At 71.9% G+C, this 2,840-nt stretch carries 3 protein-coding genes; 2 read left to right on the top strand and 1 reads right to left on the bottom strand.

The features are described from left to right. Positions 1–23: 23 nt before the first annotated feature. Entirely contained in the window at positions 24–791 is a 768-nt protein-coding gene (locus J5F18_RS09235) for a glycerophosphoryl diester phosphodiesterase (protein WP_346301950.1), read from the bottom strand. Between the two features lie 172 nt (positions 792–963). Between J5F18_RS09235 and J5F18_RS09230 the strand changes: the two genes are divergently transcribed. Beyond that, the gene (locus J5F18_RS09230) at positions 964–1,521 is read left to right on the top strand and encodes a hypothetical protein (protein WP_346301949.1); all 558 of its coding nucleotides are present in this window, start codon (positions 964–966) and stop codon (positions 1,519–1,521) included. Positions 1,522–1,627: 106 nt separating this feature from the next. Continuing rightward, positions 1,628–2,605 (top strand): NADPH:quinone reductase, encoded by a 978-nt coding sequence (locus tag J5F18_RS09225; RefSeq protein ID WP_346301948.1) that lies wholly within the window; start codon positions 1,628–1,630, stop codon positions 2,603–2,605. The last annotated feature ends 235 nt before the right edge of the window (positions 2,606–2,840 follow it).

Genomic DNA, 2,840 nt, shown 5'->3' with positions numbered 1-2,840 from the left:
CCCCGGGGGGCGGCCCGCTGCCGTTATGCCCGGGCCGGCTCAGGGGGCAGGTGGCCCGCGAAGCGCGGCGGGTCGTCGCTGATGACGCTGGTCACGCCCCACTCCCACTGGTGGGCGAAGGCCGTGGGGTCGTTGGGGGTGTAGCAGAGCAGCGGGTAGCCGGCCTCCCGCACGGCCTGGGCGCCACTCTTGCCGAGCCAGCGCCAGTCGACGTGCACGCTGAACGCCTCCACCGCCTCGCACTGGGCCCGCCAGTCCCCCGGCAGGCCTTCGAAGAGTACCCCCAGGGCCAGGCGGGAGGCGCTCGCCAGGTCCCGGGCGCAGGCCAGGGCATCGGGGTGGAAGGAGGAGACGATCACCCGGTCCGGCGGTAGGGCGTCCAGCGCCGCGGGCACCACCTCCTCGACCAGGGCCGCGGGGCTACGTCCGCGATTGACCTTGAGTTCCAGGTTGAGGCCGAGGTCGAGGGCGTCGACCAGGGCGAGCATCTCGCCGAGGGTGGCGAGGCGCTCGCCGCGGAAGGCGTCGCTGAACCAGCTTCCCGCGTCCAGGCGGCGAGCCTGGGGCAGACTCAGGTCGACCAGCCGCTCGCGACCGTCGGAGCAGCGCTTGACCGTGGCGTCGTGCCAGATCACCGGGGTGCCGTCGCCGAGCAGCTGGACATCGAGCTCCACCCAGGTGCAGCCCGCCTGGTGGGCGGCGCGCACGGCGGATAGGGTGTTCTCCGGGGCCCGGGCCGAGAGGCCGCGGTGGGCGATCAGGCGGGGCAGGGCGATGTCGGGATGCATCATGGAGACCTCTCGAATCCTTGAGGGTGTCGGTCGCCGCAGGGCGGCGCCCTGGGTGACCGGCCGTGAACCCCAGCATAACGGGCCGGGGCCGGCGGGCACAGGCCTGCCGGGGGCGAGGATTCGCCGGAGTGTGCTAGGCTTCGCGCCATCCCGTGACGAGTGGAGTGCAAGCATGAAGGTGGTAAGTCTCGAGCCCGGCGCCCGGCGCGATGCCTGGCTGGCGCGGCTGTGTGCGGCGGTCCATGGCACCGAGGCGGGGCTGGCCCCGCTGGTGGCCTTCAGCGGCACGCGCCACCTGCTGTTCCCGGACGAGGCGGCGCGCCTCTGGGCGCTGGTCGATGAGCAAGACCGTCCCCGGGCGCTGGCCCTGCTGGTGATGGACGAGAGCGGCGAGGGCATGGCCCTGACGCTCGCCGCCTCCCTCGAGGAGAGCCGCGAACCGCTGCGACGCCTGATCCGCGACCTGGCCCTCAATGCTCCCCTGCGGGTGACCCCGGGCGAGGCCCTCGACGAGGTTTTCCTGCGCGCCTGCGGGATCTCGCGCTGGGTCGCGGACGATCAGGGGCGGCGAGTCGGGCTCACCCTGGCGCATCCCGCGCTGCTCTCGGGGCAGTTGTCGCCTCCGCTGGCCTTCGACGACCGGGCCGTACTGCGCCGCTTCAAGCAGGAGCGGGCCTTCTTCGAGACCGAGAAGCGCGCCTTCGTCGCGGGACTCGACGGCGACGCCTGACCCCGGGGCCGACTTGACCGCACGGGCGATCGGCGGTTGGATACTCCTGCGTACCCCGACAGCCATCCATCCCGTACAGCATTCAGCAAAACAAGGACTTCCCGACATGGCCAAGCGTATCCAGTTCGCCCGCACCGGCGGCTCCGAGGTGCTCGAGTTCGTCGATGTCTCCCCCGTCGACCCCGGCCCGGGCGAGGTGCGGGTCGCCAACCGCGCCGTCGGCCTGAACTTCATCGACATCTACTTCCGCACCGGCCTCTATCCGGTGCCGTCGCTGCCCTCGGGCCTGGGCACCGAGGCGGCCGGGGAGGTGGAGGCCGTGGGCGAGGGCGTCAGCCACCTCGCGGTCGGCGATCGCGTCGCCTACGCCCAGGGGCCGCTGGGGGCCTATGCCGAGTTGCATACCCTGCCCGCGGCCAAGGTGGTCAAGCTGCCCGACGCCATCGACTTCGAGACCGCCGCGGCCAGCCTGCTCAAGGGGCTCACCGCGCAGTACCTGATGCGCCAGACCTTCGAGCTCAAGGGCGGCGAGACCATCCTGTGGCATGCCGCCGCCGGCGGCGTCGGCTCCATCGCCTGCCAGTGGGCGAGGGAGCTGGGCGTGAAGCTGATCGGCACGGTGAGCTCGCCGGAGAAGGCGGCCCTGGCCGAGCAGAACGGCGCCTGGGCCACCATCGACTATACGAAGGAGGACGTGGTCGAGCGGGTGCGCGAGCTGACCGACGGCGCCATGTGCGACGTGGTCTACGACTCGGTGGGCAAGGACACCTGGGAGACCTCCCTGGACTGCCTCAAGCCGCGCTCGCTGATGGTCAGCTTCGGCAACGCCTCCGGGGCGGTGGAGGGGGTCAATATCGGCATCCTCAACCAGAAGGGCTCGCTGTTCGTCACCCGCCCGAGCCTCAACGGCTACGCCGACACCCCCGAGCGGCTGCAGGCCATGGCCGCCGAGCTCTTCGCCATGCTGGAAAGCGGCAAGCTCAAGGTCGATATCGCCCACCGCTACCCCCTGGCCGACGCCGGCACGGCCCAGGACGCCCTCCAGGGTCGTCGGACCACCGGCTCCACCATCCTGCTGCCCTAGGCCCTTCGGGCAGCGCCCAGCCGCCCTTCGGCCAGCGCCCAGCTACAAGCGCCTAGCGCCCAGCAGCCCTTCGGGCAGCGCCCAGCCACAAGCGCCTAGCGCCCAGCGGCCCTTCGGGCAGCGCCCAGCCACAAGCGCCTAGCGCCCAGCGGCCCTTCGGGCAGCGCCCAGCCACAAGCGCCTAGCGCCCAGCCGTTCAGTGACGGGCGGCTGGTGCCGAGTTAGAGACCCTTGA

Source organism: Halomonas sp. BM-2019 (assembly GCF_017584085.1).
Note: the sequence above shows the minus strand (reverse complement) of the source record. Positions and strands in the feature narration are given on the sequence as shown.